This window comes from Mycolicibacterium arcueilense, from assembly GCF_058536225.1.
The window spans coordinates 400146-422965 of sequence record NZ_JBZTYL010000007.1; the positions used below are offsets into that span (position 1 = coordinate 400146).

Annotated in this window: 23 protein-coding genes; 8 read left to right on the plus strand and 15 right to left on the minus strand. The window is 65.2% G+C overall.

The annotated features are described in order from the left end of the window. Positions 1–14: 14 nt before the first annotated feature. Positions 15–401 carry a hypothetical protein gene (locus tag AC4LGL_RS06100; RefSeq protein WP_491838047.1) on the plus strand — a complete coding sequence of 129 codons (387 nt, stop codon included), beginning with the start codon at positions 15–17 and terminating at the stop codon, positions 399–401. A 50-nt stretch (positions 402–451) separates the two neighbouring features. On the opposite strand, the gene AC4LGL_RS06105 is transcribed toward AC4LGL_RS06100, so the two are convergent. The 9 genes from AC4LGL_RS06105 to AC4LGL_RS06145 form a co-directional block, all read right to left on the minus strand. Then, complete coding sequence (locus tag AC4LGL_RS06105) at positions 452–1363, minus strand: SDR family NAD(P)-dependent oxidoreductase (protein WP_491838048.1); 912 nt, start codon at positions 1361–1363, stop codon at positions 452–454. 15 nt (positions 1364–1378) lie between these two features. Further along, positions 1379–2521 carry an acetyl-CoA hydrolase/transferase C-terminal domain-containing protein gene (locus AC4LGL_RS06110; RefSeq protein ID WP_491839285.1) on the minus strand — a complete coding sequence of 381 codons (1143 nt, stop codon included), beginning with the start codon at positions 2519–2521 and terminating at the stop codon, positions 1379–1381. Positions 2522–2565: 44 nt separating this feature from the next. Then, a complete protein-coding gene (locus AC4LGL_RS06115) occupies positions 2566–3726 on the minus strand; it encodes an acyl-CoA dehydrogenase family protein (RefSeq protein ID WP_061263216.1) in 1161 nt (386 codons plus the stop codon). Between the two features lie 30 nt (positions 3727–3756). After that, positions 3757–3984, minus strand: a complete 228-nt coding sequence (locus AC4LGL_RS06120; RefSeq protein ID WP_061263335.1) for a hypothetical protein — start codon at positions 3982–3984, stop codon at positions 3757–3759. Positions 3985–3995: 11 nt separating this feature from the next. Beyond that, positions 3996–5147 (minus strand): amidohydrolase family protein, encoded by a 1152-nt coding sequence (locus AC4LGL_RS06125; protein ID WP_491838049.1) that lies wholly within the window; start codon positions 5145–5147, stop codon positions 3996–3998. 116 nt (positions 5148–5263) lie between these two features. After that, complete coding sequence (locus tag AC4LGL_RS06130; protein ID WP_061263218.1) at positions 5264–6415, minus strand: acyl-CoA dehydrogenase family protein; 1152 nt, start codon at positions 6413–6415, stop codon at positions 5264–5266. Continuing rightward, positions 6412–7926 (minus strand): class I adenylate-forming enzyme family protein, encoded by a 1515-nt coding sequence (locus tag AC4LGL_RS06135; RefSeq protein WP_491838050.1) that lies wholly within the window; start codon positions 7924–7926, stop codon positions 6412–6414. Before AC4LGL_RS06135 ends, AC4LGL_RS06130 begins: the two co-directional genes overlap by 4 nt. A gap of 67 nt (positions 7927–7993) precedes the next feature. Continuing rightward, complete coding sequence (locus AC4LGL_RS06140; protein WP_491838051.1) at positions 7994–9214, minus strand: cytochrome P450; 1221 nt, start codon at positions 9212–9214, stop codon at positions 7994–7996. A gap of 39 nt (positions 9215–9253) precedes the next feature. Next, complete coding sequence (locus AC4LGL_RS06145; RefSeq protein ID WP_491838052.1) at positions 9254–10408, minus strand: thiolase family protein; 1155 nt, start codon at positions 10406–10408, stop codon at positions 9254–9256. A gap of 135 nt (positions 10409–10543) precedes the next feature. Here AC4LGL_RS06145 and AC4LGL_RS06150 point away from each other — a divergent pair, with 135 nt between their 5' ends. Together AC4LGL_RS06150 and AC4LGL_RS06155 are read left to right on the plus strand one after the other, a co-directional pair. Continuing rightward, entirely contained in the window at positions 10544–12037 is a 1494-nt protein-coding gene (locus AC4LGL_RS06150) for a class I adenylate-forming enzyme family protein (RefSeq protein WP_491838053.1), read from the plus strand. A gap of 31 nt (positions 12038–12068) precedes the next feature. Then, entirely contained in the window at positions 12069–12371 is a 303-nt protein-coding gene (locus tag AC4LGL_RS06155) for a hypothetical protein (protein ID WP_491838054.1), read from the plus strand. A gap of 47 nt (positions 12372–12418) precedes the next feature. On the opposite strand, the gene AC4LGL_RS06160 is transcribed toward AC4LGL_RS06155, so the two are convergent. Beyond that, on the minus strand, positions 12419–13660 hold the full coding sequence (locus AC4LGL_RS06160; RefSeq protein ID WP_491838055.1) for an amidohydrolase family protein: 1242 nt from the start codon (positions 13658–13660) through the stop codon (positions 12419–12421). 148 nt (positions 13661–13808) lie between these two features. On the opposite strand from AC4LGL_RS06160, the gene AC4LGL_RS06165 reads away from it, so the two are divergent. Continuing rightward, entirely contained in the window at positions 13809–14411 is a 603-nt protein-coding gene (locus AC4LGL_RS06165) for a TetR/AcrR family transcriptional regulator (protein ID WP_061263338.1), read from the plus strand. Between the two features lie 62 nt (positions 14412–14473). On the opposite strand, the gene AC4LGL_RS06170 is transcribed toward AC4LGL_RS06165, so the two are convergent. Next, positions 14474–15079, minus strand: coding sequence for a TetR/AcrR family transcriptional regulator (locus AC4LGL_RS06170; protein WP_418020300.1), 606 nt, complete (start codon positions 15077–15079; stop codon positions 14474–14476). A 162-nt stretch (positions 15080–15241) separates the two neighbouring features. On the opposite strand from AC4LGL_RS06170, the gene AC4LGL_RS06175 reads away from it, so the two are divergent. Further along, positions 15242–16249: an aromatic ring-hydroxylating oxygenase subunit alpha gene (locus AC4LGL_RS06175; protein ID WP_491838056.1), complete on the plus strand. Its 1008-nt coding sequence runs from the start codon at positions 15242–15244 to the stop codon at positions 16247–16249. Positions 16250–16277: 28 nt separating this feature from the next. Here AC4LGL_RS06175 and AC4LGL_RS06180 read toward each other — a convergent pair whose 3' ends face one another. The 3 genes from AC4LGL_RS06180 to AC4LGL_RS06190 are packed head-to-tail and all read right to left on the minus strand — an operon-like array spanning position 16278 to position 18922. Then, the gene (locus AC4LGL_RS06180) at positions 16278–17294 is read right to left on the minus strand and encodes a DUF2889 domain-containing protein (RefSeq protein ID WP_077743312.1); all 1017 of its coding nucleotides are present in this window, start codon (positions 17292–17294) and stop codon (positions 16278–16280) included. A 10-nt stretch (positions 17295–17304) separates the two neighbouring features. Next, on the minus strand, positions 17305–17730 hold the full coding sequence (locus AC4LGL_RS06185; protein WP_061263226.1) for a Zn-ribbon domain-containing OB-fold protein: 426 nt from the start codon (positions 17728–17730) through the stop codon (positions 17305–17307). Position 17731: 1 nt separating this feature from the next. After that, a complete protein-coding gene (locus tag AC4LGL_RS06190) occupies positions 17732–18922 on the minus strand; it encodes a thiolase family protein (RefSeq protein WP_061263227.1) in 1191 nt (396 codons plus the stop codon). A gap of 109 nt (positions 18923–19031) precedes the next feature. Between AC4LGL_RS06190 and AC4LGL_RS06195 the strand changes: the two genes are divergently transcribed. The 3 genes from AC4LGL_RS06195 to AC4LGL_RS06205 all read left to right on the plus strand — a co-directional run bounded on the left by AC4LGL_RS06195 (position 19032) and on the right by AC4LGL_RS06205 (position 22306). Then, on the plus strand, positions 19032–19490 hold the full coding sequence (locus AC4LGL_RS06195; protein ID WP_061263228.1) for a MaoC family dehydratase: 459 nt from the start codon (positions 19032–19034) through the stop codon (positions 19488–19490). A 64-nt stretch (positions 19491–19554) separates the two neighbouring features. Then, entirely contained in the window at positions 19555–20748 is a 1194-nt protein-coding gene (locus AC4LGL_RS06200) for a thiolase family protein (RefSeq protein WP_061263229.1), read from the plus strand. A 19-nt stretch (positions 20749–20767) separates the two neighbouring features. Then, positions 20768–22306 (plus strand): class I adenylate-forming enzyme family protein, encoded by a 1539-nt coding sequence (locus AC4LGL_RS06205; protein WP_061263230.1) that lies wholly within the window; start codon positions 20768–20770, stop codon positions 22304–22306. 1 nt (position 22307) lies between these two features. Here the strand turns inward: AC4LGL_RS06205 and AC4LGL_RS06210 are convergent, their stop codons facing one another. After that, a complete protein-coding gene (locus AC4LGL_RS06210) occupies positions 22308–22805 on the minus strand; it encodes a CAP domain-containing protein (RefSeq protein WP_061263231.1) in 498 nt (165 codons plus the stop codon). Between the last annotated feature and the right edge of the window lie 15 nt (positions 22806–22820).

Genomic DNA, 22820 nt, shown 5'->3' on the forward strand with positions numbered 1-22820 from the left:
TTGACGAGCAAGACATGACGGAAGCCAACGCGGTGGCCTGGGAACTGGCGGAGCTCGTTGGACCGCACCTAGGCCGCGCAGAGCGGGCCGAGCTCTACGTCAGTATCGGCAGCGGTGAAACACTTTTACCCACCGGGTATCTGATGGCAGCGGTGGTGCGATTGCGGTTGTCAGTACCTGATGACGTCATCGAGAAGTGCGTGGCGTGGCTCGAAGGCTATGTTGGCCATGACGCCGAATCCTCGCTTCGGGAGCTTGTCGCACAGTTCCGGACGAGTATGCGTATCCAACCGTCGCCTCCGCAACTGCAACGCAGGTTCCTGTCGGTCACCGCCCGCTACCGCCATGCCCGATCCAATTCGATTTCGCCGGAGGCGCCAGCCCGTTCCGACTGCCGGTGACCTCAGCCGTGGCACTCACGCAGAGTATCGCGGTCACGGTGTGAGGTCTGCTACCGCGCAGGTAGTGGACCGGCCAACCCCCGCGGTGATGTGCCGTACAGCCAGCTGACGGCTTGGCCGATCTCAGAGAACTCCAGTGACACACCATCTTTGGCGGAATAGCTGCCGGATGCTTCAGTGAATCCCTCGATCCGGCTGAGCTGGTGCCCGTTCACCCGCAAGATCTGGCCCGTGAGCCAAGACGACTCGCGCGACTGCAGCCACGCCACCACCGCCGAACTGCGGGCGGGGTCCAACGCTGGGTCGGCAGCCTGGTCACTTCCGAAGAAGTCCGCGCTGATCCGGGTTACCGCCAGCGGTGAAATTGCGTTCACTGCGACGCCATAACGACGGGCTTCCATCGCCGTGACGACAGTCAGATTGGCGATCGCCGCTTTGGCGGCACCGTATGCGCTCTGACCGATGTTGCCCCACAAACCCGCGCCCGAGACGGTGTTGACGATGTGCGCGTCGATCGGGTTGCCGGCCTTCGATTGGGCGCGCCAGTACTCGCACGCGTGCCGGGTCACCGCGAACGTACCCTTGAGGTGCACGGCGACCACCGCGTCCCAATCGGATTCCGACACGGTCGCGACCATGCCATCGCGCACGATCCCCGCGTTGTTGACAACACCGGTCAACGTGCCGAAGCTGTCGACGGCCGTCGAGATCATGTCGTCGACGTCGTCCCATGACGACACTGATCCCTTGTGGGCCACGGCCTTACCGCCGGCCGCCTCGATCTCGGCGACGACTTCGGCCGCTGGACCTGACGCATCACCGCCTGTCGTGCCGTCGCGGCTCACGCCCGGATCGTTCACCACAACGGCTGCACCGCGTGCGGCGAGCTCCAGGCAATGCGCCCGTCCGATGCCGCGCCCGCCCCCGGTGACGAGGACGACCTGACCCTCGAGTGTGGTCATGGAAATTCCCTTTCTTCAGGCGAAGAGTCCGGCGATGAGCGTGCGGCGCTGCGACCAGGCCGCCGCGCGCAGGTCGACGTACCCGGACTCGGTGACAATGAGATCGACATCGTGGGCCGGCGTGGAAACGGGCCGGCTGAGCCGTTCGACAAGTGGTGAGCGCCCATTGGTTTTGGCGGGCACGGCGATGATCGACAGTCCGCCACAACTCATTCTTGCGGCTGCGCAGTAGTCAGGGTGGCCACCGATCCCGCCGAACACCTTCTCACCCGCACCTTCCACGTTTATCTGCCCGTACGGGTCGATCTCGATGGCGGTGTTCACGGCGATCAACGGTGCGCCGCGGGAAAGCCGGCTCAGGTCGTGGGTGTGGTCGATTCCCCGCAAGATTCGGCGGCCGTCGGCCCAGTCGTAGAGCACGTCACTGCCGAGCAGGTATGTCGCCGACGGGGTGCCGACCAGTAGACCGTGCCGGTCGAGGTCGACGACGGCGTCGGTGAGCAGACCGGTGTCGATCTGCAGTGGTACCTGCGCCCGTTGCAGCAGCGCCGTCCCCAACTGGCCTGGACCATATTGCAGGCGCGCACCTTCGGGGACAAACCGCAATACCGCGTCGGCGAGCACCTCGTGGATCGGTTCAGGTTTTCGCTCGGGAAGGCGGGTCACGCCGCCGCCGACCGTGCCCAGCACTTCTACCGCGGTAACATCGACGGTGCGTTCAGCGTCGGCGGCGGGGGCGGACGTGTCGACAATACCGAGTACGCTTGCACCGCTTGCGATCACCGTGCGTTGCCAGGACACCTCGGTGCCGAACTGGAGCGCGCCGTCGCGTTGCACGAGGCGAGTGAGCAACACGTCGGGGCGCAGCACATCGGTCAACAGCGCGGGTATCGCAGCGAGCCGGGTCGGCAGGAACTGCGCCGACGGACTGCGTAGCACCTCGCGCACACCCCAGCCCGGCATCAATGCCACCACATCGGCGAACGCGTCTACTTCGATGCCGTCCACCGCGGCGGGCAGCCAGCCCAGCACGAGTCGTACCGAACCCACCTCGCGGGCTGCCGCGCTCACGGCCGTGCCGATCGATGTGCCGTCATCAAGGCAATTCAGCGCACCGACCCCGTCGCCGAGAGCCAGCGTCATCCCGGGACGCAGCATCGCACGCAGCGCGGCCGTGACGACGGCTGCGGTGAGATGCTGTGTCACCGTGGGGGTTCCTTCGGGAGCCCCAGCACCCGCTCACCCAGGATGTTGCGCTGAATCTCGCTGGTGCCGCCGAGGATTGTCTGCGCCCGCCCGACCAGCATGTGGTGCACCAGGTTCGAGGCGTCACCTGAGCCCGTCGGGTCGGTACATGCGTCGGTGCCCAGGACCTCGGTGGCCATGTCGCCGAGGTCCCGGTCAGTCTCCGAGGTCATCAGCTTGAGCACCGAGAAGGCCGGTGACGTCAGGTCGCCGGAGTCGATTGCGCGCTGCCAGGTGAATCGCAGCAGCCACATCCGAGCCCACAACCGCGTCATCGACCGGGAGAGTGTTTGGTCGAGCAAACCGCGTTGACGGGCCGCCTGGACCATCTGTTCGTGCAGCTGAAACATTGCCACGGCCTGCGTGCCCAGCGTCAGACGCTCGCGGCCGAGGGTGACCATTGCCACCGCCCAGCCCTGGCCGACCTCACCGATCAGTGCGCCTTCGCTCAGTTCGACGCCGTCGAGGAAGACCTCGTTGAACTTGCTTTCACCGTCCATCTGGGTGAGCGGGCGAACCGTGACTCCCGGAATGCCCATCGGCACAACGAACATCGATAGGCCGCGGTGTTTGTCAGGGCCCGTGCGGGCGAGTAGCAGCCCGTAGTCGGCCGATGCCGCCGCCGAACTCCACACCTTCTGACCGTCGATCCGCCAGCCGTTGTCGGTCCGCGCGGCTCGGGTGCGGACGCCGGCCAGGTCCGAGCCTGCGCCCGGTTCGGAGAACAGCTGCGTCCAGACGTCGTCGCCGAGCCGGATGCCGTCCAGGTAGCGGTCCTTCTGGTCCTGGCTGCCGAACTTGATCAACACTGGGCCGACCAGATCCGCCCCGGTGATGTTCAGTTGCCGGGGCAGGCCGGCCCGGGCACATTCTTCGGCGAAGACGGCCTGGTATGCCACAGAGGCTGCAGCGCCGCCGAATTCGAGCGGCCAGTGCAGGCAGGTGTAGCCGTGATCGGCGAGATAGCGGTGCCACTGCTGGCCCGCCTCGACGTCGCCCGCAGTCGGAGTGGGGCCGTAGTTCCGCAGGCCCGTCGGCTTGGGGGCATTGTCGAGGAACTCGCGGATCCGGGCACGCACCGCGTCGATGTCCTCGACCACGTCAGCGGAAGCCGACACATTTACTCCTTGGCCCCGGTCGGGTTGCAATCACTTCCCGTCCAGATAGTCGTTGTACTCGTTGTGGATTGATTCCATGGCGTGGAGCCGGCGTTCCAGCAGTGCGATCTCGGCCGGATCGCCGCTACCTGCAACGACTTTGTCGAGCCGGGCACGGGTGCGAGCGATCTCCTCGACGAGGCGCTCGCGTGCCTCGTCCTTGGTGAGGAGGTCCTGATCCGTCCAGTCCGACTGTGGCAGTTGCTCGATGCGCTCCACGCCGTCTCCCGTCACGACACCCGCGGGAAGTTGTAGAACTCGCGGGCATTCAACTCCACGATGCGATGCACCTCGTCGTCGGGAACCTTCTGCAGAGCTTGCGCTGCGCGATCGCGGCTTTGTGGCCAGAAAGAATCCGAATGCGGGTAGTCGCACTCCCAGGTGATCTGGTCGACGCCTACGGCGTGGCGCATCTCCACGCCGAAATCGTCCTCGATGAAGCAGCCATGGAAGTGTTTCTTCCACAGGTATGACGGCGGGTGGTCCTGGTTGATGTTGTTGTAGAACCGGTGCTTGCGCCACACGCTGTCGGCGCGCTCCAGGATGTAGGGAATCCAGCCAATTCCTCCTTCGGACAGCCCGATCTTGAGGTCGGGATGGCGGTAGAGGGTGTTGGAGAATAGCCAGTCGGTCAGCGCAGTCATCGACATGGTGCCCATCAGGGTGATGAATACCGCGAACGGGGCATCGGGAGCAATCGGCGGTGGGAAGCCACCCGACCCGAAGTGCTGGGCCAGCACCAGGCCGGTTTCCTCCAGCGCTGACAGCAGCGGATCCCAGTGGTCGGAGTGCACCGACGGCAGTCCGAGCCTGTCGGGGAGGTCGGGGAACGTCACGCACTTGGCGCCCTTGGCCGCGACACGGTGGATTTCCTTCACGCTGGCCTCGATGTCCCAGAACGGCAGCATCGCAACCGGGATGAAGCGGTCCGGCGCCGTGGCTGCCCACTCGTCGAGGTGAAAGTCGTTCCACGCGGCCGAACACAACTTGGCCAGTTCCTTGTCCTCACCCTCGGCGAACACCGCGCCGGCGAACCGTGGGAACGACGGGAAGCAGGTCATCGCCTGCACGCCGTCGATGTCCATGTCGGCCACCCGCGCTTTGGGGTCGTAGCAGCCCGGGATCATGTCGTCGTAGCGCACCGGCTCGATGCCGTACTCCTCGGGCTTCTTGCCCGCGACGGCGTTGAGGCCGATGTAGGGGTAGATCCGGCCTTCGTACTCCCAGACCTGACACATCTGGCCGGTGTCCGGACGCTCCCATTCGATGATTTTCGGCCCGGCTTCCAGGTACTTGCTGGGGAGCCGATCGTTCCACACCTTCGGGTGTTCGATCAGGTGATCGTCGACGGAGATCATTTCCATCCAGGGCTGCAGCGGCACTGGTGCCTCCTAGGGCTACTTCTTCGTGGACCTAAAACAGGAAAATATTTAGTTATTTATGTGTGAGTCTAGTCACTCTGGTCAGTGCGCGGCAAGCCGGCTCAGCAGGGTGGGGGTCAGACCAATTTGGTCAATGCGGCCAACCGGTCCCAGTGTTGGGCGGGTGAGCCGAACAGCACCTCATCGGTGCGGGCTCGCCGCAGGTAGAGATGTGCGGAGTCTTCCCACGTGAAGCCGATCCCCCCGCGGATCTGCACGTTGGCGTGCGCTGCATCGCGGAGCGCTTCCGAGGACACCGCCTTGGCCATGCTTGCGCGCCAGTCGGATTCGTCTGCAGCACCGTCTGTGGCATCGATAGCCTGCAGCGCAGCCTGTGATGCCGACCGTGCCCACTCCAGATCGACCAGCATGTCCGCGCATTTGTGTTTGACCGCTTGGAAGCTGCCGATGGGGCGGCCGAACTGCTCGCGGGTTCTCGCGTAGTCGGTGGCGATTTCGAGGACCCGTTCGCATGCGCCGACCTGTTCGGCCGAGAGCACCGCAAGCGCCACATTGACATTACGTTGGATGAGGTCGTCGATCGGTCCGGCACCGGAGAGTCGCGTCGCGCGCACCGCGCTGAGCGTGACGGTCGCCATCGGTCTGGTGCCGTCGAGCACTTGTTCGGCCTGGCTGGCGACGCCTTCGTCGGCCGATTCGACGAGAAACACCGCGGGCTCACCGTCTTCGGCGTTGGCAACCACGACGAGATCGTCGGCGATGCCGGCACTCAGTACGTGCCGCGCAGTGCCGTCAACGTGCCATTGTCCGCTTATGTGAGTTGCGTTGAGCGTCACTGCATCTCGGCTCCACAGTCCGCCGTCGCCGGTAAGCGCGGCCGCAGCGACCCGCCGGCCCTCGGCGAGTCCGGCGAGCCGCTTGTCGGAGTCGAGATCGTGCTCTGTCAGTTCGAGTAGCAGACCGGTCGCCAATACGGCTGAACTGACGAACGGCACCGGCGCGAGCGCGCGGCCCAGTTCGTGGGCGACCACGCCGAGTGCGGACGCGCCGTAACCGGCACCCCCCAGATGTTCTGGCAGAGCGATGGCGGCCACCCCGACCTGATTGCACAACGCGTCCCACAGTGCAGCATCGAAACCGGCACGGCCGTCCGCACCGACGTCGCCGTAGGCGATGTCGCGCATTCGCTCCTCTGAGCCCATCCGTTCGCAGGCGGCACGTACCGACTGCGCGAGCTCGTGACGTTCGTCGTCTGCCAACGCGGTCATCGGGGTCCTCCTGTGATCTGTCGGGCCAGTTCGGACTTGGCCACCTTGCCCAACCCGGTCAGCGGGAACTCGTCGACGATGACAAGGCGTTCCGGCCACTTCTGCTTCATGAGCCCGCGGTCGTCGAGGAATGTGCACAATTCGGCGAGGGTGACGTCGCGGTGTTGCCGGGACCGCCGCACTACCGCGCATACCAACTCGCCGCGTTGTTCGTCTGGCTGGCCCAGCACGGCGATTTCGTCGACGAGCGGATGGGCCAGTAGCTCGTTCTCTATCTCGTCGGGCGCGATGTTCTCGCCCTTGCGGATGATCAGATCCTTGGTGCGGCCGGTGACCACGATGCGGTCGTCCGGACGTAGGTGGCCGCGGTCTCCGGTGCGGAACCAGCCGTCAGCGGTCAGCGCCTGCCCCCATTGTTCGGCGTCTACGTAGCCCGCTGTCAGGTTGCCGCCACGCAATTCGATCTCGCCGGTCGGCCCGACCCGGACGTGCGATCCCGGGATTGGCCGCCCCGCGCTGTTGGTGAGTTGTTCATCGGTGTCGGTGCACTCACTGACGCAGACCATCGGCGCCTCGGTCATGCCGTACGCGTGTACTACCGGAATGCGCAGATGCCGGCGTACCTGGTGGTGCACTTCGGGCGGGCACGCGGCACCGCCGCCGATCAGCATGCGTAGCGACGGCATCAGCAATTCGGTTGTCTTCGCGTCGATTTGGGCTGCCACCAGCATCTGGTAGAAGGCGGTGCTGGCGCCGGTCACCGTCACCTGGTGCTCGGCGAGCAGTCGGGGCAGGGACTCGGCAGAGACTTTCGGGACGAGCAGCACCGGGAAGTCTGCGAGCAGAGCCGCGGCGAGGTACACCATTCCACCTACGTGTGCGATGGGAAAGGCGATGGTGCCGACTTCCTGCGGATGATCGCCCAACCCGAGATGGGTCACGTACCCACGGGAAGCGGTGAGTAGCGTGGCGTCGGTGTGCACGACGCCTTTGGGGCGACCGGTGGTGCCCGAGGTGAAGTACACCCAGCGTGGGTCCGTCGCTGTGCGCGAGCTGTCCGGTTCGGAGTGTGGTGCCGGTACGGTCGGCAGCTGTCGGAGGATGTCGTCTGGTAGGACGACGGTAGGGATGTCGTCGGGAGCATTATCTGCAGTCGACTTGTCGGCCAACAGGATGTCGGCGTCCGCGACATCGAGTGCCGTGCGAACTTCACGTTGGCGATACAGGTGAAGGACGGGCGCCTGGGTGACGTGCATGCGGGACAGCGCCAGCATCACCACTGCCGCCATGACGTGCGACGGCAGCTGCCAGGCCACTGTCGTCCCGGGCCGCACACCGGCGTCCCACAACCAGCGGGTAGCGGCCACCGACATCGAGGCGACCTCTGACACCGACAGTGTCATGCCGTCGGTATCGCGCAGGAGCGGCCGGTCCGGTCGGGCGGCCGCACACTCGTCGAGTAGACCGGCGACACTGGCTGCTGAGACAGGCCGCCGCACTTGGGTGTTCACTGGCTCAGCCGTCCAGGAAGCCGCGGATCACGGAAGCGGTCTGACCGGTGAATATCGTGGCTCAACGTCAGCTCAACCTTTGGCCGGGCGTGAACGTGACCGGCAGCTCGCGCACCGCGTACACCTCGCCGGCGTCTTCGAACAGCTTTGCCTCACCGGCCAATTCGAAGTCCGGTAGCCGCGACAGGATCTGGGTGAGCATCACATCGAACATCATCTTGGCGTAGTGAGAACCCAGGCACCGGTGCATGCCGATGCCGAATGCCATGTGCTTCTTGGCGTTCGGTCGGTCAAGATCGAGGGTGTCGGGGTTTTCGAATATGGCGGGGTCACGGTTGGCAGCCGCCCACATCAGAATTGCCCGATCACCCTGGCACAGCGGTTGACCGTGGAATTCGGCGTCGTGTGCGACGGTGCGGGCCAGGCCGAGCGTGGGCGTGTACAGCCGCAGCAGCTCGTCGGTTGACTTCTTGATGAGGCTGGGGTCTTCGATGAACTTCTCGCGGAGCTCGCTGTCTGTGCATAGCCGCAGCAGGACGTTGCCGGTGAAGCCGCTGGTGGTGTCCATTCCGCCCAGCATCATCAGCACCGTGTACATGGTGATCTGGCCGTCGTCGAGCGGTTGGCCGTTGAGCGAACCGCGCAGGATATCGCTGAACAGATCGTCGCCGAGGCCCTCCGTGCGCCGTTCGGTCATGTGTTTGACGATCTCGCCGAACATCTCCATGCCGGCCGTCCCCGCCTTCTCCGGGTCGTGGGCGCGGTCGTGCACGGTGGTGTGCACCCAGTGCACCCAGTCCATGAACCGTGACTCGTCGAAGTTCAGCAGGCGCAGGATCAACCGCGCAGGCAGCGGCGTGGTCAGCTCGCTGACGAGATCACACCGGCCCCGCTCGATGAACGCATCGATCGCCTCGTTGGTCATGTCGATCGCGGCTTCTCGGAAGCGTTCGGCCGAACCGGGGGAGAACCGCTTGAGGGTGACTTCGCGCAACTCCTGGGTCTCCGGCGGATCAGACTCGATCGGCAGGATGGGTAGTGGCAGCTCGCTGGCCGGCACACCGACCGAGGGGTAGGAGTTGAACAACGCATCGTCGCGGGCCGCCTCGAAAACCGAGGCGTAGTCGGTCAGGGCCCAGAAACCTTCGTAGTGATCGGAGTGCGCGACCGGACAACCGGATTCACGCATCTGACGGAATCTTCCGTAGGGGTCCTCGCGGAATTGCGCCGAGTGGTGATCGAGGTCCACCTCGGCGCGCGGGCGCGGCGTCGTTTGAGTTTCGGTCATCCGGAGGGCTCCTTCGTCGTTCGCGGCTACTTTTCGTGGCTACTTGGAGAGGATTGCGACCGCAGCTGTTCCCGGTGCGCCGTACAGCTGAGCCAGTCCGACCTGCGGGTCGTTGGGCACCTGACGTTCGCCGGCGGTGCCGCGCAGTTGCTGTACCAGTTCGTAGATCTGGCGCAGGCCGGATGCACCGACCGGTTCGCCGTTGGCGAGCAGGCCACCGTCGGTGTTGACGGGCAGCCGACCGCCGATCTTGGTGGCTCCGTCGGCGAGCAGTGCCTCCTGTTCGCCGTCTTTGCACAGGCCGGTCTCGGCCATGTGGATGATCTCCGAGCCCGAGTCGGTGTCCTGCAGCTGGGCGACGTCGACATCCTCGGGACCGATGCCGGCCAGTTCGTATGCGGCCGTGGCCGCTTCGGCTGTCGTGCCGGGCACGATGGGCAGTTCGATCGATGTCCGCAGCAGTTCGTAGGCGCCTTCGCGGCGGCTACGCAAGGCGGTTGATCGCAGGTAGATCGGAGTGTCGGTGTACTGCTTGGCTTTATCGGCGCGGCAGACGACCACGGCTGCGGCACCCTCGTTCGGGTTGCAGTACATGTACTGGCGCAGCGGCGCATTCACGACTGGGGAGCTGAGAATCGCCTCGATGCTCATGGGCTTGCGCCGCCAGGCGTGCGGTGCCAGCGCGCCGTTGTCGAAGTTCTTCGCCGCGACCCGGGCCAGCGTCTGTTCGCTGATGCCGTGATCGTGCATGTAGCGCATGATCTTTGTGCCGAAGTAGTGGGTGGTCAGGAACATGCCTTGTTCGCCGTACCACTGTGGTAGGCCGGACACTGATGGGTCGGCGCCGAACGCGCCCCGCGGATGCTTGTCCAGGCCGACGCCGACTGCGATGTCGGCCTCCCCGAGTTGCACGTCGCGGGCCGCCAGCGTCAGCAGCGAGTTTCCGGTGGCGCACCCGCTGAGCGTCGCCCGTGCCGGCAGCCCGGTCATCCCGGCCAGCCCGGTGACCGCCTCGGGGTTGGCCACCTCGAGGCTGCCCGCGTACAGACTGCCCACGTTCGACCAGGCCACCCCGGCATCACGCAGTGCCCTGCTGATGGCCACGGCACCCATCTCCAGCGCGGAGCGATCCTCGTAGCGTCCGAATGGGTGAAGTCCGACGCCGATGATGGCGATGTCGGGCGTGCTGCTCATTGTGCTCCTGCGGTGTGCGTTGACTCGAGTACGCTAACTCTATAACTATATATCTGATTCTAGGGCGCAGGTTCTAGAATCAGATCACCGCCCGAAGGGGCGGGTCGGCGATATCGTGTGCGAAAGATGAGGGCGTTGAGTATCTCGTTGCTACTTGAGATGGCTGTTTCGGATGATCCTGACCGGGTCGCCTTCGTGGACAGCGATATCCGGCTGACCGCGGCCGAATTGAGCGGACTCGCCGACGGCGGCGCAGGCGTAGTGGCCTCCTCGGGGGCATCGCACGTCGTCTACGTGGGCACCGGGGGCGCGATGCTCCCGCTGCTGATGTTTTCCGCGGCACGCGCCAACGCCGCGTTCACCCCGCTGAATTACCGGCTGAGTGCCGACGGGCTGGGGCAGCTCATCGACAGGTTGGCCGACCCGTTGATCGTGGTCGATGACGACTACCGCGACATGGTGGCCGGGGCGCGCGTAGTGAGCTCCGCCGAATTCATAGCCTCCGCGCGGTCAGCCGAGCCTGCGGCGGAGTTCGCCGATCCCGATGATGTGGCGGTCGTGTTGTTCACCTCGGGCACCACGTCGCGACCGAAAGCCGTTGAGCTGACGCACAACAATCTCACCAGCTACGTCACCGGAGCCGTGGAGTTCGGATCTGCCGCCCCAGCGGACGTCGCACTGGTATGTGTACCGCCGTATCACATCGCCGGGGTCATGGCCGCGCTGTCGAACCTCTACGCCGGTCGGACGGTGGTGTACCTGCGGCGGTTCGATCCGCGGGAATGGGTGCGCCTCGTGGCCGACGAGGGGGTCACCACCGCGACCGTGGTGCCGACCATGCTGGACCGCATCGTGTCCGTATTGGAGCAAGACGCCACCGAGCTCCCGACCCTGCGCAGCCTGGCCTACGGCGGATCGAAGGTCGCGCAGCCACTCGTCCGTAAGGCGCTTGATCTGCTTCCACATGTCGGCTTCGTCAACGCCTACGGGCTGACCGAGACCAGCTCGACCATCGCGGTGCTGACCCCGGACGACCACCGTCAGGCCCACGTCGCCGACGATGAAGTCGTCGCCCGGCGGTTGAGCTCGGTCGGTCGTCCGGTACCCGATATCGAGGTGCAGATCCGCGCGGAGGACGGTACCGTGCTCGGCCCAGGTGACACCGGCGAGCTGTTCGTACGTGGCCCGCAGGTCTCCGGCCGGTATGCCGAAATCGGCTCGGTACTCGACGCCGAAGGGTGGTTCCCGACCAAGGACATCGCGATGCTCGACGACGAGGGCTACCTGTTCATCGGCGGTCGATCCGACGACACCATCATCCGGGGTGGCGAGAACATCGCGCCGTCGGAGATCGAGGATGTGCTTGTCGAACACCCCGATGTCCGCGAGGTTGCTGTCGTCGGCCTTGAGGATGCCGAATGGGGCCAGATCATCGTCGCGGTGATCGTGCGTGAGGCCGGCCGGGATCCGGAACCCGAGCAGCTGCGGGAATTCGCCCGCACCAAACTGCGCGGGTCCCGCACGCCCGACCGCATCGTGTTCCGCGGGCAGCTACCGACCACCCCTACCGGCAAGGTGTTGCGCCGCGAGATCCTCGATGACCTCAGGCTAGCCTCCGCCGACAAATGAACAATTTCGCCGAAAGAGCAAGGAGCGCAGCATGATCAAGAACGGAACCCGGTTGCAGAGCCAGGTTTGTGAAACCCAGGTGATTGTCGTCAAGGCGGCGGAAAGTCTCGACGATCTGCGCTGTGGCGGTCAGCCCATGGTCCCGGTGGGCGCCGACCGCCCGATCGGTGCCGCGCCCGACCCCGCATTGGCCGACGGCAACGCGATGGGTAAACGGTATGTGGATGCGGGTGACGCCGAGGTGCTGGTCACCAGGGCCGGTGCGGGCACCCTCGCTGTGGGCACGACCGCGCTGGCGCTCAAGGAAGCCAAGCCGCTGCCCGCCAGCGACTGACAGCTAAAAGGGCGCCCGGGCAACAGGCCCGGGCGCCCTTTTAGTGCTCAGGCGTTCGCCAACACCGGAGGCTTGACGGCCTCTGGGTCGGGGTTGGCGATCGGCAGACCCATGAAGCGCCGCGCGTTGTCGCCCATGAAGTCGTAGGTGCGGCGCTCATCCATACCCTCGGCGTACTTGAAGTAGCCCTTGGGGGTCTCCAGGCCTTCGGGATGCGGCCAGTCCGAACCGAACAGCACCTTGTCCCACCCGACGGATTTGACCACATCGGCAACCGAGCCCTCCCAGAATGGGCTGACCCAGATGTTGCGGCGGAAGACCTCGTGCGGGTGCTCGGGGAAGTTCTGGGGCATCTTGCCGTAGGTTGACGCCAGATCATCGAAAAGCGGTTTGATCCAGGCGCTTCCGTTCTCGACGCTGGCGATCCGGAGCTTCGGAAACCGGGTCAGGGTGCCGTGGCAGATCATGCTGGTTAGCATGTCGGCGATCTCGCGGTGCCCCAGCGCGGTCCATTTGAACGCCGACATCTCGAAGGCGTTGCTGGTGTCCGCCGGCTCCCACTTGTCGATGTACTCCTGCAGTGGGGGTTGGCTGGCGTGGAACACGATCGGCAGCCCGGCGTCCTCGACGTCCTTCCAGAACGGGTCGAACTCGGGCAAGGCGGGGGAACGCCAGCCCTTGTAGCCGTACACCGGCGCCGGCTTGATCAACGCGACCTTGGCGCCGTTGTTCAAGATGTATTCGAGTTCGCGACGGCCCTCATCAAGGAGGCCCAGGTTGATGACTGGCGTCGAGTAGATGCGGTTGGCGTGGCTGAAACCCCAGTGCTCAAGCATCCATTGGTTGAGTGCGTGGATGATCGCCGCCGTCAGCTCCGGATCCTCGGCCGAGGAATGCTCGACCAGATTGGCCAATGTGGGGTAGTTCAGGCAGGAATCGACGCCCTGGCGGTCCAGTTCGGCGATGCGGTCTTCGGGGTTGCGTGACGCCGGCGGCGCATCGATACCGCGTCCGGACATTTCCCGCATGGTCAGGCCCTCGGGGTTCTGGCCCGAGTAGAACCGCTCGTGTGCGCCGGGGGCTGCGACCCGTTCGAAAGTGGGGTTCGGCATGTAGTCGGTGATCTTGTTCAGGATCGCGATCCTGGTGTGGCGGCCGATCTGGACGAACTGCACCTTCGACTTGTACTTGTCCGGCAGGAACTTCAGGAGCGCGTCGGGTGTCTCGTACATGTGCTGATCTGCATCGAAAATCGGCGCATCCGTGAACTGGTCAGTGGGCGGTGTCATCGGTCTCTCCCTCAAGGTCAAAACGTGGGCTCGGCAAGAGCATCGCCCATACTTGACACTAGTGTCAAGTATGGGCAGGCGATCTGTAAGAAACAATATTGAACTGCGATGATTGAACTTGACATATGTGTCATATATGGTCATCCGCATGACGATGACCTCGGGTACCGCGGCCGGTGCGCAACTGGACCGCGGCCGGGGTGAACGCACCCGGTCGGCAATCCTGGAGGCCAGTCGCCGGCTGTTCTTGGAACGGGGCTACGCCGGCACCCCGATCAATGCGATCACCGAGGCGTGCGGCATCTCGCGGGCCGGGTTCTACACGTACTTCAAGGACAAGCGGGAGATCTTCAACGTCCTCGGCAAGAACGCCTATCACGAGGTTCTCGCTGTCATCGCCGAATGGGCGGACGCCGATGAACCGTTCGGCGCGAATGACATTCGGACCTGGGTCGGGCACTACTTCGATTACATGGACCACCACGGCGCGTTCGTACTGGCTTCGGCGCAGTCCGCCCCCGATGACGACGACTTCCGAAACTCCCGTAACCGCATGGTGTCTCGCGCATCGTGGAAGTTGGGTCAGGCCATCGCCGGAAACGGCCCGCATTCACCGGATGTCATCGGTGTCGCGGTGATGGGCCTGCTGGACCGGGCCTGGCATACCGTGCACCGGCAAACGGTCGCCGTCGACCGCAACGAGATGATTGCGGTGGTCGCCGAGATGATCGGCCAAATGGTGATGCCGTAGCCTTGTCGTCGCGCTTTATCGGCCGAATTACACCTGTTTGGGAATGGTATTCCCATGGCCGGTCAGGGCTCCACTGGCGCCGCTGATAATCCGGTTAAGATCAGCCGGGTCATCTGATTGCGAACCTCGTCGAAATCGGTGCCCAGGCGGCCGCGGATACGCGCCTCGAGGTGGCGCACGGCGACCGCGTGGATGGCGAACGAGTCGAGTTCGGGCCGCGCATTGGGAAGGCTGCCGTCGGCCAACCCCTCGGTCAGTGCTGCAGTGAGCACCTCGCGGTGACGGGCGTAGGTGGCTTCGAGGCCCGCGCCGATACCCGGGGCGCCGGCGACTTCTGTTGACATGAACGCTAATGCATCTCGGAACCGGGTCTCCTGCCAGCCGATGCTGAGGTAGTGCTCGATCCAGGCGGCCACCGCCGCGGCCGGCGTCGTCGCAGCGTCGACGGCCTGTTGTAGGTCGGTCAGGATCAACTCGCCCGCCCACTCCTGCATCGCGATGATCAAGTCGTCCTTGGAGGCGAAGTGGCGGTAGAAGATGCGCCGGTTGACCCCCGCCGCTTGCAGGATCTTCTCGATCGATGTGCTGGCCCTGGTCGAGTCGCTGCCACGGCTGATCAACCGGTAGGCGGCACGCATGATCGCGTCGCGTTCGGATTGGTCACTCATGCGCGCATTCCTTTCGGGGAATCCAATTCCCAAAATAACACGAGCATTGTTTGGGAACGCCATTCCCGTTATGGTGGGTTCAACCGCATCCCGACTCGTACGGCGGAGGCGATCGCCCGCCCTCGGCTCCAGTCCTCGGGTGCAGACGTCGAAGGAGAAATGATGAAGGGCCTGCCCAGCATGCAGCCGACCGGATGGTTCCAGGTCGGTTGGAGCGCCGACATCGCCAGAGGTGATGTCATCGGTTTGCGCTATTTCGGCGTCGAACTTGTCGCCTTCCGCGACCTCGAGGGCGCCGTGCACGTGCTTGATGCGCACTGCCAACACCTTGGCGCGAACCTGTCCAAGGGCGGTTGCGTCGTCGAGGACGGCATTCAATGCCCGTTCCATGGCTGGGTATGGAACGGGCACGGCCGCAATGTGCGGATCCCGTATGAGAACCGTCCGAACCGTGGCCGCAAGGTGCGGTCTTGGCCGGTGGCCGAACTCAACGATTCCATCTACATCTGGCATGACGCGTCTGGACGCGACCCGATGTGGGAGGTGCCGGACGGGCTGCGGGTACTCGGGGACCACATCCGTGATCGGGGGTACCTCCCGGTTGGGCCGGAGGCGCGCATCAAGTTCCCAGGGATCCACGTGCACCCGCAGGTCATTGCCGAGAACGCCGTCGATCCGCATCATTTCCGATTTGTCCACCACACCCCGGTGAGCCCAACGGTGTTGCGGGAGAGCAGCGACGATTCGACGTGGTCGGCAAAGGTCGGCTTCGGCCGTCGGTGGAGCGATGGGGTCGACATTCCGGGGGAGACCACCAACACCCTGGAGATCTACTGGTCCGGCCTCGGCATTGCCTTCAACGGCGAACACACCCGCGAGGGGTACCGGGTCATCGCCATCTGCGCCACGCCAGTCGACGACGAGACGTCAGATATCTTCTCCACGTACTGGATCGACGAGGCCAACGGCAACTACGACGAACGCCTGAAGGCGGCCCAGGCGGCATTGCCCGACGATATCGCGATCTGGGACAGCCAGGTCTATATGGATCCGCCGGGCCTGACCGCCTCCGAAGCCGCGGGGTTCCGCCAGCTGCGCAATTGGGCTCGCGGCTTCTATCCCGAAACTGCCACAGCTGCTGCTGATTCCACGTCGTCCGGCGTCCGCTGAAGACATTGTCGACGGCGTCGTGCTCGGGTTACCCGCCGCGCACCCGCTCCATCAGCTGCGCAGCGTCGGCGACGCTGCGCAGCAGATCGTTGAGATGCGTGCAGGTGCTGGTCCCGAATAATTCTTGACGAACGCGGAAATGTAGGTCGCGCAATGTCATTCCGGTGATGCGCTCGGCGCTGGCGACCGCGCCCGGGCATTCCTGCCACGGCAGCACCCGTGGTGTGGCGTGTGAGTCGACGATGACGCCGGTGGCGGCATCCACTGTGGCGGTGAGCGTGTACTCGTGGATGATCGTCTCCAGGTCATCTCCGTGTACATAGGTATCGCGAAACATAGCGTCGATCCCGATCCGCTCGGGTGTCTCCTCGAAGACGTCGACGCGGCGCCGGCGACGCATGCCATAGCGCGGTAATGGTGAAACCTGATGCCAGGCATAGGGATCGTCGCTGTGATCGAGATCGGGAGCCTGTGGACCGGTGACGACTACCGGATCTCCCGCCTCGAAGGAGGTCATCAGCAGCCCGCCGGCGGCGAAGCCCGCACATTGATCGGCGACGGGCAGATAGCCGGAACTCCCGACGTCCCCGAGTAGACCGGACGCCGACAACGCATGCCCGGAGATCAGCGTCGCGACCGGAACATCGTCAAGCAGCGCGTAGCGCAGGTCTCGGGTCCGGCGCAATTCCGGGGCCGCCTTGTCGGCGGTGGCGCGGAACCCGCTCATGGCCGGTGCGCCTGAGAGTCGGGCCACCGCCGCGACCGGTGGCGTCACCTCAACATGCCGTACCACACGGGCCACCAATTCGACGGTGGCCGACAAACCGGCCGAACCGATTTCGGTGACCGCGCCCGCGTCGTCGGTCCAGATATCGCGGGCCCGCCCAGCCAAGTACACCGGGTCCAGCGCGCCCGTATCGCGCGTCATGTCGATCGACGAAGTGCGACGCGCGGACCGACGACGGCGCGGCGGATTGCCTGTCGTGGGCTGGTGCACACCGTGCAGGGGGTGAAGCCCGAACTCAGGGGTGCCCAGGTCTGTCACACCGCCGAGCTTAGGCAGGCCGGAACGCGAACGTCACCAGCGACTTGCCGTCGGCGGTCTCCAACGTGGTGGTCGTTGATACCAGGCGCTGCCCGATCCGCAGGTCGGCCGGTTCCGCACCGATGATCAACGTCTCCACCAGCAGGCCCTCGGCCAGTTCGACGAAACCCACCACATAGGGTTTGAACACCTCGGGGGACCGGTTGCCCTTGTACGGGAGCGGTGGCGCGAACTGCTGGGTGGTGTAGGTGTAAAGCGTTCCCTCGGTGGACAACTCGATCGCCTCGATATCGTCCTGGATGTCCGGAGCGCCATCGAAGAGTTCCGGTCGCTCGGCCGGGAATTTCACGGCACCCGTCGACCGCCGGCGCGACGCAAACAGGACGGCGCGGTCGCCGTCGATTCGGAACAGTCCCTCGGTGATCAATGTGGTCATCTCAGCTCACCTCGATGACCATCGCCGCGCCCATGCCGCCGCCGGCGCACATGGACAACACGCCGAGACCGCCACCACGCCTGCGCAGTTCGTAGATCGCCGAGGTGACCATTCGGGCCCCGGTTGCCGCGATCGGATGGCCCAGGCTGATGCCTGACCCATAGACGTTGACGATCTCCTCGTCGAGCCCGAGCTCTCGGGCACACGCGACTGCCTGGGCGGCGAACGCCTCGTTGATCTCGAACAGTGCCACGTCTTGCAGTTTGCGGCCGGCCAGCTCCAGTGCCTTGGGGATGGCGGTGATGGGTCCGCTGCCGGTACGGTTCGGCGCCACGCCGACTGCCGACCACGACAGCACGTGCGCCAGCACCTCGCGGGAGGCATCCGGGGTGGTCAGCGCCACCGCGGCGGCGGCGTCGTTGACACCTGAGGAGTTGCCGGCGGTCACGGTGAAGCCGTCGATCTCGGGATGGAGCACCTTCAGGCCCGCAAGTGTCTCGAGTGAACTGTCGCGGCGTGGATGTTCATCCTGGCTGAAGGTGATGGTCGAGCCGTCGGCCTGCGGCACCCGGACTGGCACGATCTCGTCGAGGAAGGAGCCGGAGTCGATGGCCTTGACCGCGCGCTGGTGACTGCGTAGCGCCCACTCGTCCTGCGCTTCGCGGGTGATGCCGTACTGCACCGCGCAGTTGTGTGCGACGGTGATCGACATGTCCAGGGCCGGGGCGTCCGCGGTGGGGGGATGAGAGAACGGGAACCATGGATCCTCGTAATCCTCGGCAGCCTTGCCGGTGGTAAACGGCTTGCGCTTACGCAGCAGTGGCGTGGTGGAGCAGGATTCCATGCCACCGGCCAGGATGGCCCGGCTCATGCCTGCCGCGATCTGGCCGGCGCCGACGGCGATCGCCGAGAGGCTGGACGCGCACTGGCGGTTCACAGCGAGGCCGGGGATGTTGGTAAGGCCGAGATCGACGGCGACGTAGCGGGCGCTGTCGCCGCCGCCCTGCAGGCTCTCGGCCAGCACCAGGTCATCGAAGTCCGCGGCACCGAGACCGGACCGTTCGACGACGGTAGCGACCACCGGTTTGGCGAGCTCGATCGCCGGCGTGTTGGCCAGCGTGCCCCGGCGTGCGGTTCCGATCGGTGTGCGGGCAGCGGCCACAATCGCTGCGCGGGACGTCGTCGAGCCCATGTGTCTCCCAAGATCCTCGAATGTCCGGGTCGCTTGCCCGGAGAGCGCAGTCAGTCTATACCGTTAAATGAATATCGGTATAGCGGGTGACGTCAGAGGGAGCTGGACAATGAAGGTGATCGGGTCTGTCGACGAGGCGGTCGCGACGATCGGCGAGGAACTCGGAGTGAGCCGGTGGGTAGAGATCGACCAGACCCGTATCGACGAGTTCGCGGACGTGACGATGGACCACCAGTGGATCCATGTCGATGTCGAGAAGGCCAAGGCTGAAAGTCCCTACGGCGCCACGATTGCCCATGGCTTCCTGACGATTTCGCTGATCCCGGGCGTGAGCAAGGACAACTATCGCGTGCAGAACGCGAAATTGGGCATTAACTACGGCCTGAACAAGGTGCGCTTCCTGTCCCCGGTCAAGGTCGGTAGCCGCATCCGGGTCCGCTCCCAGCTCGCCGACGCCACCCCGGTGGGAGAGGACGCCGTGAACCTGACGGTTCGTCATACCGTCGAGATCGACGGCGTCGACAAACCGGCCGCAGTCGCCGAACTGATCGCGCGGTTCGTGTTCTGATGGCTGCGGTGCAAGCTGAAAGGGTTAAACAGTTGGCTGGTATCGATGGCGAGGAGGTGATCGCATGAGGGGCGGTCCGTTCGAGGGCAAAGCCGTCCTCACCGGGGCGGGTAAGTCGCAGGTCGGGCGCCGGTTGGGCCGCACCGGCCTGGACCTGACGTTGGAAGCCGTACTGCGGGCAATCGAGGACGCCGGGTTGAGCGTCGACGACGTTGACGGCATCGCGAGCTACCCGGGGCCAGGGGTGCCCGACGCCGGGTTCTCCGGTGCCACCGTCCAGGAAGTCCGAAATGCCCTGGGTATGCGCTCGCGCTGGTACATGTCGGCGATGGAGACTGCAGGCCAGATCGGCCCGGTGATCGAGGCTTGCATGGCGGTCAGTCTGGGGCTCGCCAACCACGTCGTGGTGTACCGGTCGGTGTGGGAGTCGACCGCGGCACAGCAGGCCGGCGGCGGGCGCGCCTCGGTCCTGTTCGGCGGGGGCGAGCTGCCCCCGCATCTGGAATGGATGGCTCCGTTCGGCGCGCTGTCGGCGGCGAACTGGCTGGCGATGCCCGCCCAGCGTTATATGCATGACTTCGGTTTGACACGTGAGCATCTCGGCCTCATCGCGATCAACGCGCGCACCAATGCTGGGCTCAACCCCGACGCGGTCTACCGCGACCCGATGACCATGGAGGACTACCTCGGCGCCCGGATGATCTCCGAGCCGCTGTGCCTCTACGACTGCGATGTTCCATGCGATGGTGCCACCGCCGTGATCGTGTCGCGCCGTGATGCCACAGCCGACCTGCCACGGCATCCGCTGACGGTGGAGTCCGTCGGGCCGGGCATGTTCGAACGCGCCACCTGGGACCAACGTTCGGATATCACCACGATGGCCGCCCACGATTCGGCTGCCACACTGTGGGAGCACACCACGTTGACTTCCGCCGACGTGGACATGGCGCAGCTGTATGACGGCTTCTCCTTCCTGACTGTGATGTGGTTGGAGGCGTTGGGTTTCTGCGATCACGGCAAGGTCGGGGAGTTCTTGAACGACGGTTCCCGCATCTCGCTGGACGGCGCGCTGCCGATCAACACCAGCGGCGGGCAGCTCTCCGGCGGCCGGTTGCACGGTATGGGCTTCCTACACGAGGCGTGTGTGCAGATGTGGGGCGAGGGCGGGCAGCGGCAGGCCCCGAAGACGCCCGAAGTGGTGGCCGTCGGCGTGGGTGGCGGCCCGGTCGCCGGGTCCATGCTGCTGAGTAGTCGGTAAGGGCCGCGGGGCTCGCGCGATGGACACGGCCGACGGCATGACGCTCGGCGACATCGTGACCGATAACGCCGTGCGTTTCCCGGACGTGGCCGCCTACCGGTGCGGCAACCGCACCGTCAGTCACGCGCAGTTGCGTAACCGGGCCGTACGGCTGGTGTCGGCGATGGCCGCGGCCGGCCTGCGGCGCCAGGATCGCGTCGCGGTGCTCAGCCGGAACAGCATCGAGTTCGGTGAGCTGAACGCTGCCACCCAACTCAGTGGAATCATCTTGGCCACCATCAACTTCCGGCTCGCGACGCCGGAGATCCGCGACGTGGTACGCCGGGTGGAACCGTCGATCGTGTTTGTCGCCGACGAGTTCGTCGCCGTGATCACTGACCTGATGTCAGGTCTGCCGTCTCGGCCACTTGTGGTGGCCTTCGGCTGCGAACCACCACCGGGGACCGTCGGTTACGAAGGCTTCCTCAGCGCTGCGCCCAGTGAGGCGCTCGAGCTCGTCGCCGAGCCCGACGATATCGCCTACCTACTGTTCACCAGTGGCACCACCGGCGCTTCGAAGTGCTGCATTCTCGGGCAACGGGAGATGCGTGCCGTCGCGCTCACGATGAACAATGAGATGTGTTGCGGCAGTGATGACCGCGGGTTGATCACCATGCCGATGTTCCACGTTGGGGCACTCGCGATCGTCGGCGGCCTGCACGCCCGCGGCGGAACCGTGGTGCTGCAGCAGCAGTTCGACGCTGCCGATGCGGTGCGACTGATTGCGGCCCAGCGGATCACGGTGTTGCATCTGGCGCCGATCATGCTCCGGGCACTGCTCGATGCCGTAGGGGAGCGCGCGGATGTGGAATCGGTGCGCACCGTGGTGTATTCGGCCGCACCGATGACGGCGACTGTGCTGAGGCGCGCGATGTCGGTGCTTCCCGGCGCGGGCTTTCTCAACCTCTACGGGCAGACCGAGGTCATTGTGTCCGGGCTGCCACGAGAACTACATACCCCCGACGCGCAAGCGCAGCTGCGTTCGGTCGGATTCCCGTTTCCCGGCACCCGGATTCGCATCGTCGACGAGGACGGACGCGATGTGCCGGCCGGGCACGCCGGCGAAATCGTCGTGCGATCCGGCTCAATGTTCCGCGGCTACTGGCAGGACAGGTCGGCAACCGAGGTGACGCTACGCGACGGGTGGTGCCACACCGGCGACGTGGGCCGCGTGGACGAACGCGGGCTGCTCTACCTGGTGGACCGCAAGAAGGACGTGATCATCAGCGGTGGGGAGAACGTCTACTCGCCGGAGGTCGAAGACGCACTGAGTGCGATCGACGGGGTGGCGGCCTGCGCAGTGGTCGGCGTGCCCGACGACCGTTGGGGCGAAGCGGTCTGCGCGGTCGTCGTGCCATCGGCTGGCGCGACCTTGACGCTCGAGGTGCTGCAGGATGGAGTGCGCCAACGGCTCGCCCGCTACAAGGTCCCGCGCCGACTGGTGCTGGCCGCCGAACTGCCGGTGCTGCCCAGCGGCAAGGTGGACAAGAAGCGCCTGCGCGCCGAACTGGCAGTCTGAGCTACAGCGAAGGCTGCCCATACACCGCGACCACCACGGAGCGAGCCAGGCTGTTCTCCGACCAGACACCGATAGCTGTGTTCGCGCAGTCCTGCATAGTGGCCCGAGACGGCGGATCCCACCACCATTGGTTGAGTATTTCGATTCCGCTGATTGCCAGCGCCGGATTGATCGCGACGGTCTCTGACACCGTGCCGACGAACCCGGTGCCGTTGGCGCGGTCTTGCGGGGTCGAGCCATCAGAGCCGATGTCTCCGTTGATGTTTGGGTTGTTGAGCACGTCGAGTGCGTGGAGGCGTGCCGCCTCCACCAGGCGACCGTCCCGTTTCGGATTGGTGACGCAGCCATTCTGCTTCTGTGCCGTGTAGATGTTGGTGAATACGCTGTCGTTCAGTCGTTTGTTGTCGGCCTGTGCGGACGGCATCGCGACCGCGGCTGCGAGCCCGGACGCCAGCGCCAGTGTCAACGTGCAACGACGGCCGATGCGGGTGGGGAACATGGTTGAGCAGACTAC